Annotated in this window: 11 protein-coding genes and 2 pseudogenes; 7 read left to right on the plus strand and 6 right to left on the minus strand. The window is 62.7% G+C overall.

What is annotated here, in order from left to right:
* Positions 1-3 precede the first annotated feature (3 nt).
* The 5 genes and pseudogenes from HU736_RS11860 to HU736_RS11875 all read left to right on the plus strand — a co-directional run bounded on the left by HU736_RS11860 (position 4) and on the right by HU736_RS11875 (position 4484).
* The gene (locus tag HU736_RS11860; RefSeq protein ID WP_225913046.1) at positions 4-723 is read left to right on the plus strand and encodes a hypothetical protein; all 720 of its coding nucleotides are present in this window, start codon (positions 4-6) and stop codon (positions 721-723) included.
* Positions 674-1729 (plus strand): GGDEF domain-containing protein, encoded by a 1056-nt coding sequence (locus tag HU736_RS11865; protein ID WP_186697629.1) that lies wholly within the window; start codon positions 674-676, stop codon positions 1727-1729. Before HU736_RS11860 ends, HU736_RS11865 begins: the two co-directional genes overlap by 50 nt.
* A gap of 330 nt (positions 1730-2059) precedes the next feature.
* Positions 2060-2461 (plus strand): annotated as a pseudogene (locus HU736_RS22195) (PAS domain-containing protein); the annotation flags it as partial.
* Between the two features lie 120 nt (positions 2462-2581).
* Positions 2582-3013, plus strand: a pseudogene (locus HU736_RS22200) (methyl-accepting chemotaxis protein); the annotation flags it as partial.
* A 46-nt stretch (positions 3014-3059) separates the two neighbouring features.
* Positions 3060-4484, plus strand: coding sequence for a gamma-aminobutyraldehyde dehydrogenase (locus tag HU736_RS11875; protein ID WP_186697625.1), 1425 nt, complete (start codon positions 3060-3062; stop codon positions 4482-4484).
* Positions 4485-4540: 56 nt separating this feature from the next.
* Here the strand turns inward: HU736_RS11875 and HU736_RS11880 are convergent, their stop codons facing one another.
* The 3 genes from HU736_RS11880 to HU736_RS11890 form a co-directional block, all read right to left on the minus strand.
* Positions 4541-5650: an NADH:flavin oxidoreductase/NADH oxidase gene (locus tag HU736_RS11880; protein ID WP_186697623.1), complete on the minus strand. Its 1110-nt coding sequence runs from the start codon at positions 5648-5650 to the stop codon at positions 4541-4543.
* A 143-nt stretch (positions 5651-5793) separates the two neighbouring features.
* Positions 5794-7503: a single-stranded-DNA-specific exonuclease RecJ gene (gene recJ, locus HU736_RS11885; protein WP_103436279.1), complete on the minus strand. Its 1710-nt coding sequence runs from the start codon at positions 7501-7503 to the stop codon at positions 5794-5796.
* Positions 7504-7533: 30 nt separating this feature from the next.
* On the minus strand, positions 7534-8076 hold the full coding sequence (locus HU736_RS11890) for a YaeQ family protein (RefSeq protein ID WP_103436278.1): 543 nt from the start codon (positions 8074-8076) through the stop codon (positions 7534-7536).
* Between the two features lie 131 nt (positions 8077-8207).
* On the opposite strand from HU736_RS11890, the gene HU736_RS11895 reads away from it, so the two are divergent.
* Both HU736_RS11895 and HU736_RS11900 read left to right on the plus strand, forming a co-directional pair.
* Positions 8208-9407 (plus strand): CaiB/BaiF CoA transferase family protein, encoded by a 1200-nt coding sequence (locus HU736_RS11895; RefSeq protein WP_186697621.1) that lies wholly within the window; start codon positions 8208-8210, stop codon positions 9405-9407.
* A gap of 38 nt (positions 9408-9445) precedes the next feature.
* Positions 9446-10303, plus strand: coding sequence for a TIGR02285 family protein (locus tag HU736_RS11900; RefSeq protein ID WP_258035200.1), 858 nt, complete (start codon positions 9446-9448; stop codon positions 10301-10303).
* A 131-nt stretch (positions 10304-10434) separates the two neighbouring features.
* Here HU736_RS11900 and HU736_RS11905 read toward each other — a convergent pair whose 3' ends face one another.
* From HU736_RS11905 to thrC, 3 genes are all read right to left on the minus strand, one after another.
* Entirely contained in the window at positions 10435-10719 is a 285-nt protein-coding gene (locus HU736_RS11905) for a DUF3509 domain-containing protein (protein WP_103436276.1), read from the minus strand.
* Between the two features lie 75 nt (positions 10720-10794).
* Positions 10795-11235, minus strand: a complete 441-nt coding sequence (locus tag HU736_RS11910; protein ID WP_186697619.1) for a response regulator transcription factor — start codon at positions 11233-11235, stop codon at positions 10795-10797.
* 340 nt (positions 11236-11575) lie between these two features.
* Positions 11576-12985, minus strand: coding sequence for a threonine synthase (gene thrC, locus HU736_RS11915; protein WP_101317111.1), 1410 nt, complete (start codon positions 12983-12985; stop codon positions 11576-11578).
* Positions 12986-13035: the final 50 nt, after the last annotated feature.

A 13035-nucleotide genomic window follows, 5' to 3' on the forward strand; every position in this document is an offset into this window, starting at 1 on the left:
GTCGTGCTGTCGCTGCTCGCCTTTTATTTCCACGACCCAATGACGCCTTTATCCCGGGTCAAGGCATTTTGCGAGCGGCGTGGCTACCTGACGCGCAACACCCTGGAGTCGTACTTCTCGTTCTTCCTGATATCGGGCTATATGCACGTATCGCCCCACCCGGATGATGCTCGGCAACGCATCTACAGGCCCAGCAAAACAGCTATCGATCTGGCCACGCAACTGATCAGCGCATACCTCATACCGGCCCAGCAACTGATCCCCGATGCACAGCCTGCGCAGCGCACCGAGCCAACTGCGTTCCTGCGTCAATACTTTAGCGGATTCGCTCATCTGCTGGATGCCGACGTGCTGCTGGACGGGCTGCTGCCGGGGGCCAAGTGGATCATGAACCGTGACGGTGGTCATCTGCCGATGCTGAGCCTGTACCTCGATGCCCGGGGCTTTCACTCAAACGACGGCGGCTACAAGGTCTCCAGCTATGCCGAGCTGTCCTCCCGGCTCGGGGTGTCCACCATGCACGTGGCACGGCTGGTCAAGGAAGGCGAAAGCAAAGGCTACTTCCGCACCCAGGGAACACTGGTCGAGATGCGCCCGGCATTCGCCGAGCTGGTCAGGCACACCATGGCGATCTACTTCGCCGTTACGCGGGTCAGCATGGAGCTTGGTAGTTATGCCCTCGAATCGGAAATACCCCAGCCTGGAGCTGGATGTCTCGGCTGATCATCGCCCGCGCATCAGGCTGCTGCTGCGCGAGGGCATCATTGCCGTGCAACTGTTGGTTATCGCCAGCTGGCTTGCCGTTCACCTGGTGCTTGACGAACGCATCGCCACCCTCGGCGCCTGGGGACCGCTATTGATGATGGTAGCTCTGTTCACCATCCAGACACGGACAAACTCGGACAATGTATGGCGGTATTCGGGCTTGCTGTTCATGTTGACGGTGGTGCTCGGCTTCAAGTTGATCTTTCTCGAATACCCGCTATTGCATCGCCAGTTCTCTCTGGCCATGACCGTACTGGCGGTGGTCGGCGCATCGCTGCTGATCCGTGGGCCAATGGATTATCTGCTGGTCGCCGTGTTGAGCTGGGTGCTGGTGATGCCCCACATCGGTCACGATGACGTGAGCGACTACCGCTGGTATCTGGCTATTTTTTTTGCCTTCTCGATCAGCCTGGGCTGGATCAACAGCCGCACCTACCTGCGCGCACTGAGCATCACACTGCAGATCGAGCAGCACTATCGTACTCTGTCGGAAACCGACTACCTGACTTCGCTGTACAACCGACGTGCACTGATGGACCGCTTCGAGCGCTTCATCGAAAGCCACGGTGGCGGTTTCTTCATGATGATCGATATCGACGACTTCAAGCGGATCAACGACCAACTTGGTCACGCCGCCGGCGATCAAGTGCTGCGCGTGCTCGCTGCACGCCTGCGCAACATGGCCGGCAGCCACTGTGCCGGGCGGCTAGGTGGTGAGGAATTCGGCGTCATCATCGACACCCTGAGCCCAGCCATCGCCCTGGCCATCGCCGAGCGCCTGCTGGAGGCGGTACGCAACAGCCGCGAAGCTCCCGCCCGCTTCACCTTCAGCGCTGGGCTGGTGCCCTTCAGCCATGATCAAGCCCTAGCCGACATCCTTATCCACGCCGACCGCTGCCTGTACAAGGCCAAACGCGCCGGCAAAGACCGGGTGCATTTCGGTGTAGGCGAGCATTTATCCTGACAATTACCGGAGTTCGCCGTGTTCAACCGCCGCTGCACGCAGGCACTGCTCGCTTGCCAACAACAACTGGACAGCCTGCAAGCTGTGCTCGCCCAACTGGAACAGCAACTGCTCAGCGCTCGCCTCGATGCCAACGGCTGCTTCACCGAGGTCAATGCGCCGTTCGCCAACGCGCTTGGCTTTTCCGCCGCGCAACTGCTCGGGGTCAAGCTCGAAGCCCTGCTTGAACCAGGCTGCAGCTTGCCGGCACCACTGACAGGCTCGCCGTCGCTCAATTGCCGGGGCGCCGACGGCCGCCCGGTGCTCCTTCAGCTATGCTGGTTGCGCGACGTGCTGGGCCAACATCGTGGTTACGGCTGCGCCAGCCCCGGCACCAGCCGCCGTGACCGGGACGGGCTGGAGTTATACAACGCCCTTGACCATTCCACCGCCATCATCCAGTTCAACCTCAACGGCATGGTGCTCGACGCCAACAAAGCCTTTCTCAACGCCATGGGCTATGGCCTGACGCAGATTCTCGGCAAGCACCACCGCATGTTCTGCTCTGCCGAGGACGCCGCCTGCGCCGACTACACCCAGTTCTGGCAAGCGCTCAATCGCGGGCAGTTCGTGGCGGGGCGCTTTCGTCGTATCGACGCCCGCGGCAATACCGTATGGCTTGAAGCGACCTACAACCCGATCAAGGACCAGCACGGTCGCCTCTACAAGGTGGCCAAGTTCGCCAATGTGGTAACCGAACAGGTGGAAAAAGCCGACCTCGTGCGCGGCGCTGCCGAACTCGCCCATGATGTTTCGCTGACCACCGAGCACAGCGCACAGCAAGGCCTGACAGTAGTCATGCAGGCCGCGTCGGCCATGCAATCCATCGCCGGGGAAATGGCCAGCGTTGGCCAGGACATGCAAGCGCTGCAGGCGCAGTCCCTGAACATTGGTGCGATCGTCGAGATCATCGGCGGGATTGCGGCGCAGACCAACCTGCTGGCACTCAATGCGGCCATCGAGGCCGCTCGTGCCGGCGATCAGGGCCGTGGCTTTGCTGTGGTTGCCGATGAAGTCAGGCGCCTGGCCGCGCGCACTACCGAGGCCACCCGGGACATTTTCGAGGTAGTGCGTCTGAACCGGGAACTGGCCGATGGCGCCTTCAATGGCATTCAGAACAGCCGCGAGCATGCCTGCGCTGTGCAGGACTTGGCCAGCCAGGCCGGCAACGCGATGAACGAAATCAGCCGCGGCGCACGCCAGGTCGTCGAGGTCACCAGCCGGGTAGCCAATGAGCTGCAGTGAGTGGTCTACGCTATCGACCATCGCAAATGCCTCGGAGGATTGCCCCATGCACACCCAGATGCTGATCAACGGCCAACTGGTGGCCGGTGAAGGCCCGGCCTGGACCGTACTCGACCCAGCCGCAGGCACTGCCCTGGCGCAGATCAGCGAGGCCAGCGAGGCGCAGGTCGACAGCGCCGTGCGCGCCGCCGACAGCGCCTTTGCCAGTTGGTCGCAGACCAGCCCGAAAGACCGCTCGCTGGCCCTGCTGGCGCTGGCCGATGCCATTGAACAACACGGCGAAGAACTGGCCAGCCTCGAATCGCAGAACTGCGGCAAGCCCCTCGCCGCCGCCCTCAATGACGAGATCCCGGCCATTGTCGACGTGTTTCGCTATTTCGCCGGGGCGGCGCGCTGCCTGGGCGGTTCGGCGGCAGGCGAGTACCTGCCGGGGCACACTTCGATGGTGCGGCGTGACCCGCTGGGCGTGGTCGCCTCGATTGCACCGTGGAACTACCCGCTGATGATGCTCGCGTGGAAGATCGCGCCGGCACTGGCCGCAGGTAACACCGTGGTGCTCAAGCCCTCCGAGCTGACCCCGCTGACAGCGCTGCGCCTGGCCGAGCTGGCCCGCGAGATCTTCCCGGCGGGTGTGCTGAATATTCTGTTTGGCCGTGGCGCGACTGTGGGCACGCCGCTGGTCACTCATCCGCGCGTGCGCATGGTATCGCTGACCGGCTCGATCCCGACTGGGGCGAACATCATCGGCGCCACTGCCGCCAGCGTGAAGCGCATGCACATGGAGTTGGGCGGCAAGGCGCCAGTGCTGATCTTCGATGACGCCGATCTCGATGCGGCCGTCGATGGCATTCGCAGCTTTGGTTTCTACAATGCCGGCCAGGACTGCACCGCCGCGTGCCGGCTGTATGTACAGGACGCCATCTACGATGAATTTGTCGAGCGCCTGGGCCAGGCTGTCGCCAGCATCAAGCCGGGACCTCAGGGTGCGGCCGACACCGAACTCGGCCCACTGATCAGTGCGCAACACCGCGACAAGGTAGCGGGCATGGTTCAACGCGCCCTCGACCAGCCGCATGTCCGCCTGGTCACTGGCGGTAAAGTGTTGGAGGGTGCAGGCTTCTTCTACACGCCGACCCTGCTGGCCGACGTGCTGCAGGACGACGAGATCGCCCGTCATGAGGTGTTCGGCCCGGTGGTCACCGTCACTCGCTTTGCCGACGAAGCCCAGGCGCTGGAGTGGGCCAACGACTCCGAGTACGGCCTTGCCTCATCGGTGTGGACCACTGACGTGGGCCGCGCGCACCGCCTTGCCGCACGCCTGCAATACGGCTGCACCTGGATCAACACGCACTTCATGCTGATCAGCGAGATGCCCCACGGCGGGCAGAAGCAATCGGGCTACGGCAAGGATATGTCGATGTATGGGCTGGAGGACTACTCCTGTGTCCGCCATGTGATGTTCAAGCACTAGCCGTATTGGCTGCCTTGTCGCCGTCTTCTGTCGACGACAAGGCAGCCACATCAACGTCAGGCGTCGCGCAGGTCGGACTCGTGAATCGGGTTGGCGCGGTGGGTTGCCCGTTGGTATTGCGCTGGCCAAGTGGCCTTGTTGCCACCCAGATCATCGTCGGCATGCAGCGGCCAGTACGGATCACGCAGCAGTTCGCGGGCGAGGAAGATCAGGTCAGCCTGTCCCGTGCGCAGAATGTGCTCGGCCTGGGCGGGTTCGGTGATCATGCCGACGGTGCCGGTGGCGATCTCCGCCTCTTTGCGCACGCGCTCGGCAAAGCGCGTTTGATAGCCCGGGCCGGTGGGAATCTCGGCGTTGACCGAAGTGCCGCCCGACGACACGTCGATCAGGTCGACGCCCAACGCGCGCAGGCGGCGCGCCAGCTCGACGGTTTCGTCAGGGTTCCAGCCGTCTTCGACCCAGTCGGTGGCCGATACCCGGACGAACAGCGGCAGCTCTTTGGGCCATACCGCACGCACAGCCTCGGTAATCTGAAGGGTAAAGCGAATGCGGTTTTCGAAGCTGCTGCCGTATTCATCGCGGCGCTGGTTGCTCAGCGGCGAGAGAAACTGATGCAGCAGGTAGCCATGGGCAGCGTGCAGTTCGACCACCTTGAAACCCGCAGTGAGCGCGCGCCCAGCGGCTTTGACGAAGGCGTCGATGATTTCCTGGATCTCGCTGGCACTCAGCTCACGCGGTGCAGTGTGCTCCGGGTCAAAGGCGATTTTCGACGGACCGACCGGCTGCCAGCCGCCGTCCTCCGGCTTGACGCTGCCGTGCTTGCCCAGCCAGGGCCGATGAGTGCTGGCCTTGCGCCCGGCATGGGCCAACTGAATGGCGGGCACTGAACCCTGGGCAGTGATAAAGCGAGTGATGCGCTGCAGCGGCGCAATCTGCTGGTCGTCCCACAGACCGAGGTCTTCAGCGGTAATCCGACCATCGGCGGTGACCGCCACGGCTTCGGTGAAGACCAGCCCGGCCCCGCCTATGGCACGGCTGCCCAAGTGCACTAGATGCCAGTCATTGGCCAAGCCATCGGCGGCCGAATACTGGCACATCGGCGACACGGCGATGCGGTTGGGCAGGGTCAACTGGCGGAGGGTGTAGGGCTCTAACAGCAGGCTCATGGGGGATCTCCCTGGGACTCCAAATGGGTGACCGGCCCGGGCACTGATGTGCAGCCGTGGCCTGGTACCGGTTCTCTTGAGCCTAGACCAGTTTGTTGCGACCTGGGTTCAGCCCGGTCGCAGGAGTATCCCGCAGCAGCCGGTTAGCGTGGTTCGATGTGCGCGATCATCAGTTGCACGCTTTCGTTGCCGCGAAACTCGTTGACGTCCAGCTTGTAGGCCAGCTCGACCCAACGCACGGTGGGGTTGGGCCAGACTTCGCGGTCGATACCGAAGGCAATACCGTCGAGTTTGACCGCACCGCACTCGCTTTTGAGCACCACTTTGAGATGCCGCTCACCGACCACACGCTGCTCAACCAGCTGGAACACACCATGGAACAGCGGCTCGGGAAAATGCTGGCCCCACGGGCCGGCGTTGCGCAGGGCGCGGGCCAAGTCCAAGTGGAATTCTTCAACCGCCAGGGTACCGTCGGTCAACAAACGCCCGGTCAGGTCGTCTTCATTGAGCTGACGCCGGGTTTCTTCGTCGAACGCGGCGGCAAAGGCCGGGAAATTATCTGCCGGCAGCGACAAACCGGCGGCCATCGCGTGGCCACCGAACTTGCTGATCAACTGCGGGTGGCGCGCAGCCACGGCGTCCAGCGCGTCGCGGATATGAAAGCCTGGCACCGACCGCGCCGAACCCTTGAGCACACCCTCACCGGCATCGGCAAAGGCGATGGTCGGGCGGTGGTAACGTTCTTTCAGGCGCGAGGCGAGGATACCGATCACGCCCTGGTGCCACTGGGCATCGAACAGGCACAGGCCATACGGCATCGACTCCAGCGGCAACTCCTTGAGCTGGGCCAGCGCTTCGCGCTGCATGCCCTGCTCGATCGACTTGCGGTCCTGGTTGAGGCCGTCCAACTGCTCGGCCATGTCACGGGCCAGCGCCGGGTCGTCACAGAGCAGGCATTCGATGCCCAGGCTCATGTCGTCCAGCCGGCCTGCGGCGTTCAGGCGCGGACCGAGGATAAAGCCCAGATCGGTCGAGGTGATGCGCTGGTAGTCACGGCGAGCGACTTCGAGGATCGCCTTCAAGCCGGCGCGGGCGCGACCAGCGCGAATTCGCTCGAGGCCCTGATGGACCAGGATGCGGTTATTGGCATCCAGCGGCACCACGTCGGCGACACTGCCCAGCGCGACCAGGTCGAGCAGCTCACCGATGTTCGGTTGTGCCTGGGTCTGGTAACGGCCAAGGCTGCGCAAACGCGCGCGCAAGGCCATCAGCACGTAGAAGATCACCCCTACCCCTGCCAGCGACTTGCTGGGGAACTCGCAGCCTGGCTGGTTCGGGTTGACGATGGCGTCGGCGTCCGGCAAGTGCTGGCCGGGCAAGTGGTGGTCGGTCACCAGCACCTTAAGCCCAGCGGCCTTGGCGGCGGCAACGCCCTCGACACTGGAGATGCCGTTGTCGACGGTGACCAGCAGTTGCGGCTGGCGCTGCAGCGCGACTTCGACGATTTCCGGGGTCAGGCCATAGCCGTACTCAAAGCGGTTTGGCACCAGGTAGTCGACATGCGCCGCGCCCAGCAGCCGCAGGCCCAGCACGCCAACGGTGCTGGCGGTGGCGCCATCGGCATCGAAGTCGCCGACGATGAGGATGCGCTGGCGCTGGTCCAGCGCCTCGACCAGCAGATCGACCGCCGCGTCGATGCCCTTGAGCTGCTGATACGGCAGCAGACGGGCGAGGCTCTTGTCCAGCTCAGCCTCCGATTGCACGCCGCGAGCGGCGTACAGGCGGGTCAGCAACGGCGGCAAGGCACCCAGAAAAGGCAGGGTGGGCGGCAACGGGCGGGGTTCGATACGCATGGGGTCTTCAGCAGTCTATAAAGGTTGAAATCAGCCGCGCTCGCCGAGCAGCCACTGCAGCTGCACTTCGTGCTGGCCGCGGTCGTCGGTGACGAACACCGTGCCTTCGCTGATCATCACATCCCACTTGATCACCCGCGGCATGTCCTTGGCGATGACTTCCAGCACGTCTTGCGGGACGGCGGCGATGTTGACGTTTTTCAGGTTCTTGATCGCGCCGAGCACCTTGGTTTCCCACACGCGCAGGCTGCCATAGGCGAGCAGGCTGGTGCGCTCGGTGCGACGCGAGCACCAGGTCAGCCGATCAGCGTCGGGCTGGCCGACTTCGATCCAGTGCAGGACCCGATCATCCAGGCTCTTTTCCCACAGCGCAGGCTCGTCGACGTCCGACAGACCACGGCCGAACGACAGTTGCTCGTTGTACCAGAGCGCGTAGGCGAGCAGACGCACGGCCATGCGCTCTTCGGTTTCCGAAGGGTGGCGGGCGATGGTCTGTTTGACGCTTTCGTAGACGTTGCGGTCGAGGTCAGTCAGGTTCAGTTCGAACTTGTAGGTGGTGGACGGCTGGGCCATGGGTGACGGGCTTCTAGCTGGAGAAAGTCGGCTAGTCTAACTGATCCTGCCCTGCTTGCGTCGCGACAGTATCTGCCGCAGGCGAGCTGTGATAAAACCAGCGCTTTGTTTCTGCCGCCACGGATGCCCCCATGCCCACGCCCAGCAAACCCCTCGCCGGCCTTAAAGTCATCGAGCTCGGGACCCTGATCGCCGGCCCTTTTGCGTCGCGTATCTGCGCCGAATTCGGTGCCGAGGTGATCAAGGTCGAATCGCCCGACGGCGGTGATCCGCTGCGCAAATGGCGCAAGCTGTATGAAGGCACGTCGTTGTGGTGGTTCGTCCAGGCGCGCAACAAACAGTCGCTGACGCTTAACCTCAAGCATGAGGAAGGTCGCGAGATCCTCAAGCGGCTGCTGGCCGAAGCCGACATCCTGATCGAGAATTTCCGCCCCGGCGTGCTGGAAAAACTCGGCCTGGGCTGGGACGTGCTGCATGCGCTCAACCCGCGCCTGGTCATGGTGCGCCTGTCGGGCTTCGGCCAGACCGGGCCGATGAAAGACCAGCCGGGCTTCGGTGCAGTCGGCGAATCGATGGGTGGCCTGCGTTACATCACCGGCTTCGATGACCGTCCGCCCGTGCGTACCGGTATCTCTATCGGCGACTCGATTGCCGCCCTGTGGGGCGTGATCGGTGCATTGATGGCGCTGCGTCACCGCGAGGTCAATGGCGGTGCCGGGCAAGTGGTCGATGTGGCACTGTATGAAGCGATCTTCGCGATGATGGAAAGCATGGTGCCGGAATTCGACGTGTTCGGTTTTATCCGCGAGCGCACCGGCAACATCATGCCCGGCATCACTCCCTCGTGCATCCACACCAGCGCCGACGGCAAGCATGTGCAGATCGGCGCCAACGGCGATGCGATCTTCAAGCGCTTCATGCAGGCAATCGGCCGCGACGACCTGGCCGATGACCCAACCCTGGCCAGCAACGACGGCCGCGACCTGCGCCGTGACGAGCTGTACGGCGTGATCGATCGCTGGGTCAATGGCTTGCCGCTGGAACAGGTACTGGAGGTTTTGAACACCGCACAGGTGCCGGCCAGCCGGATCTATTCGGCAGAAGACATGTTCAGCGACCCGCAGTTTCTGGCCCGCGAGATGTTCCTGCAGGGCCGCTTGCCCGATGGCAAAACGTTCAAGATGCCCGGCATCGTGCCGAAGCTGTCCGACACGCCAGGCTCGACTGAATGGGTTGGCCCGGCGCTGGGCGAACACACCACGGCGCTGCTCAGCGGCCTTGGCTACGACGCTGCAGCCATTGCCCGGCTGCGCAAGGATGGCGCGGTCTGAACCGCGCCGCCGTGGTGTTCAGACTCAAGTTAGGCTGGCTGCTGACGCTTGCACTTATCTGCGCGCTGCTGCCCGGCGTAGCCATGGCCAAGGAAACGCTGCTGTGGCTGATCCGCGATCTGCCGCCCTTCACGATCTTTGAAGGGCCTGAACAAGGCCAAGGCGTGCTCGACCGCATGCTGCCGCTGCTGATCGCGCAGATGCCCGAGTACGAGCACAGCATCGTCCGGGTCAACCGCGCCCGCGGCATCCAGATGCTGCAAGAGCCTTCCTTCACCTGCGATCCTACCCTGCTGTGGACTCCGGAGCGGGCCAAGTACGCTTATTTCTCCAGCCCGACCATGGCCACGTTGAGCAGCGGCCTGTTGGTGCGCAACGAGGACCAGGCGCTGATCGAACCTTACGTGCAAGGCGGCAGCGTCGACCTCAAACGCCTACTGACCCAGAGCACGTTGAAGCTCGGGATCGTTGCCGAACGCAGTTACAGCGCCTCGGTCGATGAGATGCTCAGGCAACTGCCCGACAGCGCATTCAACCGTCACTACGGCACCGAAGCGACCGCCAGCTTGCTGCAGATGCAGCAGTTGGGCCGTTTGCAATTGGTGCTGGGTTACTGGCCAGAGGTGCGCTACCTGCTCAATCAGCAAGGCGCGGATACGCACAGTTACCATTTTTATCCGATCCAGAGCGTGCAGCCCTACCAGCTACTGCATGTCGCCTGCTCCGACACACCGCTCGGGCGTGAGGCGATCGGCCATATCGACAAACTGTTGCCGGCGCTGCGCCGTGACACCTTGCCGGATCTGTATGCCCACTGGCTAGATCAAGAGCAGCGCGAAGCGTATATGCAGCGAGCCGCAGAGCTGGCCGACGATCAGGCCTACGCCACGCCCTGAGCCAGAAAAAAGAAACCCCGGTCGCTGGGGAAAACGACCGGGGTCAAGCGAAAGTCATCTGGACTTTCCGTGGCAGCGCAACGTCACCGGAGCAAAGCGCCGCTGGGCTGCCATTAGCAAATAAGACGCAGTCAGCTGGCAAAGGTTCCGTGAATCGGTTGGCGCTGCTGCAGCGCAGCGATCACACAAGGCTGCAGGCGTCCTTCAGCAATCTGCACATCCCGATGCAGGCCATCGACCAGATCTATCAGCAGGCTCTGTTCTTGCAATTGTCGCGAACTGACAGCCCGTTGCAGGGTGACATTGCCTTGAGGGTCACGCAGAACCAGTTGACGATTGCCATCGGCATCGGCGGCGGCAAGGTGAGCTTGGTAAGGGGTCAGAGCATCATTGAGCAGTCTGCAAATTCTTTCCATCCGGCGCACTCACTTGTTTTTTGGCTATATGGGTACTGACCCTTGGCGGCCGCAGAAAGTTCGTTGCTGCGGGACTCAGTGAGCATGCGCGCGCATCATGACAGTTTGAAAATCGCTCCCAGCAGGTTTATAGCGGCTGCCACCCACCCGCTGCAGCGTCCGTTGCAGTGCTGGCATCGACAAAGGCCAGGCCAGTTCGTTGACCACCCACAAGCCTTTTTGCCGGGCCTGCTGAGCAATATCAACCTGAGAGGGACGCGGCTGACCGATCAACAGCAACGCGGTCGATGGACAGGTGACACTCAGTTGCTGCAGCAACTGAATGCCGTCGGCACTGGGCATGGCGTGATCGAGGATCAGCAGATCAGGTGCACGCCGGCTGGCCAGCAAGATTGTAGCGATAGCCAGGTTGTCGGCGATGCGCACATTGAAAATACCCTGAGCATTGCAGGCCTGATGCAAGCTGATCTGCTGGGCAGGACGAGTTTGATAGATGACGACGTTGAGCCGGTACATAGGGCGCTCCTGAGCGCCGCGCGCCCGGATTGAAGTAGCGCCAACTGTAGAAAGGGTCAAGTGCGAGGGATATAGGAAAAGGCTGAATGTGCGGGGCAGGACAATCCATGAATGGGGTCTGCTCGCAGACCTTCACGGGTGAACCCGCCCCCACAAAAGTGACTCGCCGTAAGGGCGAAAGGGGCCTGCATAACCACCATCGGAAACGGATAAGTCCACAGCAATGGTGAACGAACCGGAGATCGCGGGGGCCGCTGCGCGACCCAATCGCGACACGAGGCCGCTCCTACAGAGATCGCACTAGGCAAACCATATGTAGAAGCGTCCCCCATCTACCCCATCACAAAGGCTTACCGCGATTCCCATGCTGGCTAACAAACCCCTGCACCACTTTCAGGTCATTGGCCAACACCGTACACCGCTCTTCCCGCTCAAACAGGTCAGTCAGGTGCGCCGGCAATTCCAACGCCTTGCCCACCCCAGCCTTCTCTACTGCCTCGGGGAACTTGACCGGATGCGCCGTTCCCAACACCACCATCGGCGTATCCAGACTGCGCCGGCACTCACGCGCAGCATGCACGCCAATCGCCGTGTGCGGATCCAGCACTTCACCCGTGCTGGCAAACACCTCGGCAATGGTCGTGCAGGTCTGCTCGTCACTGACCGCCAGAGAATCGAACAGCTTGCGCGCCTCGGTCCAGCGGTCTTGCTCGACGCTGAAACCACCACCCTGCTTGAAGTTGGCCATCAACTCGGCAATCGCCGCACCGTTGCGCCCGTGCAGGTCGAATAGCAGCCGCTCGAAGTTGGACGAAACCATGATGTCCATCGACGGCGACAGGGTCGCGTGCAGGGTTTCCTTGACGTACTGATTGCCGCTCATGAAGCGGTGCAGGATGTCGTTACGGTTGGTCGCGACGATCAGCTGGCTGATCGGCAGGCCCATGTTGCGCGCCAGGTAACCGGCGAAGATGTCGCCGAAGTTGCCGGTCGGCACCGAGAACGCCACCGAACGCGCCGGCCCGCCCAACTGCAGGGCCGCGTGGAAGTAGTAGACGATCTGGGCCATGATCCGCGCCCAGTTGATCGAGTTGACTGCCACCAGGCGCGTGCCTTTGAGGAACGACTGGTCGGCGAAGCTGGCCTTGACCATTTCCTGGCAATCGTCGAAGTTGCCTTCGATGGCGATGTTGTGGATATTCTCGCCAAAGATGGTGGTCATCTGCCGGCGCTGCACTTCCGACACGCGCTGGTGTGGGTGCAGGATGAAGATGTCGACGTTGTCGCAACGGCGGCAGCCTTCGATAGCTGCCGAGCCGGTGTCGCCGCTGGTAGCACCGACGATCACCACGCGCTCGTTGCGCTTGGCCAATACGTGATCGAGCAGGCGGCCGAGCAGTTGCAGGGCAAAGTCCTTGAACGCCAGGGTCGGGCCGTGGAACAGCTCCAGTACCCATTCATTGGAGCCAAGCTGGCGCAGCGGCGCCACTGCCGCATGGGCGAAGGCGCCGTAGGTTTCTTCGAGGATCTTCTTGAAGTCGGCGTCGGCAATGCTGCCGGCCACGAACGGGCGCATCACCCGGAAGGCCAGCTCGTGGTACGGCAGGCCGGCCCACGAGGCGATTTCTTCCTGGGTAAAGCGCGGCAGGTTCTCCGGCACATACAGGCCGCCATCGCTGGCGAGACCGGCAAGCAGGACGTCTTCGAAATTCAGGGCCGGTGCCTGGCCGCGAGTGCTGATATAGCGCATGGTGCAAACCTTCAATGCTGGGGCCCGGGCCGCAGACGCGGCCCGACGGC

This window comes from Pseudomonas shirazensis (assembly GCF_014268785.2).
In the GTDB taxonomy this organism is placed as follows: Bacteria; Pseudomonadota; Gammaproteobacteria; order Pseudomonadales; family Pseudomonadaceae; genus Aquipseudomonas; species Aquipseudomonas shirazensis.

Excerpts from the sequence above, each read along its gene's own strand:
- recJ (WP_103436279.1), bottom strand. The coding sequence starts at position 7,503 with ATGCGTATCGAACCCCGCCCGTTGCCGCCCACCCTGCCTTTTCTGGGT.
- HU736_RS11875 (WP_186697625.1), top strand. The coding sequence starts at position 3,060 with ATGCACACCCAGATGCTGATCAACGGCCAACTGGTGGCCGGTGAAGGC.
- HU736_RS11895 (WP_186697621.1), top strand. The coding sequence starts at position 8,208 with ATGCCCACGCCCAGCAAACCCCTCGCCGGCCTTAAAGTCATCGAGCTC.
- HU736_RS11910 (WP_186697619.1), bottom strand. The coding sequence starts at position 11,235 with ATGTACCGGCTCAACGTCGTCATCTATCAAACTCGTCCTGCCCAGCAG.
- HU736_RS11865 (WP_186697629.1), top strand. The coding sequence starts at position 674 with ATGCCCTCGAATCGGAAATACCCCAGCCTGGAGCTGGATGTCTCGGCT.
- HU736_RS11890 (WP_103436278.1), bottom strand. The coding sequence starts at position 8,076 with ATGGCCCAGCCGTCCACCACCTACAAGTTCGAACTGAACCTGACTGAC.
- HU736_RS11880 (WP_186697623.1), bottom strand. The coding sequence starts at position 5,650 with ATGAGCCTGCTGTTAGAGCCCTACACCCTCCGCCAGTTGACCCTGCCC.
- thrC (WP_101317111.1), bottom strand. The coding sequence starts at position 12,985 with ATGCGCTATATCAGCACTCGCGGCCAGGCACCGGCCCTGAATTTCGAA.
- HU736_RS11905 (WP_103436276.1), bottom strand. The coding sequence starts at position 10,719 with ATGGAAAGAATTTGCAGACTGCTCAATGATGCTCTGACCCCTTACCAA.